At 29.3% G+C, this 229-nt stretch carries 1 protein-coding gene; it reads left to right on the forward strand.

The genetic code is table 11. The features are described 5' to 3' along the window. On the forward strand, nucleotides 1-187 hold a 187-nt coding region (locus RYX56_RS25695; protein ID WP_317124556.1), incomplete at its 5' end, for a hypothetical protein. Nucleotides 188-229 lie beyond the last annotated feature (42 nt).

A 229-nucleotide genomic window follows, 5' to 3' on the forward strand; every position in this document is an offset into this window, starting at 1 on the left:
GTCAGGTGAAACAGGTAGAATGATAAGTAACATTACTGTTGCAAAAACCACAACCTTGTCGAAAAACTCTTTTTATTGGGCAACTTACTATTACCCCCTTATTTTTCACCTAAAAAGTTCCATTGATTACTATACTATTTTCAACAAAGTTGATAATCTCCAAAAATTGTATTACAATATTATGTAAACTAGTTTTATCATAATAAGATTGGAGTTTTGGTAATGTTTC

Source organism: Alkalihalophilus lindianensis, assembly GCF_032843265.1.
Classification (GTDB): domain Bacteria; phylum Bacillota; class Bacilli; order Bacillales; family Bacillaceae_D; genus Alkalihalophilus; species Alkalihalophilus lindianensis.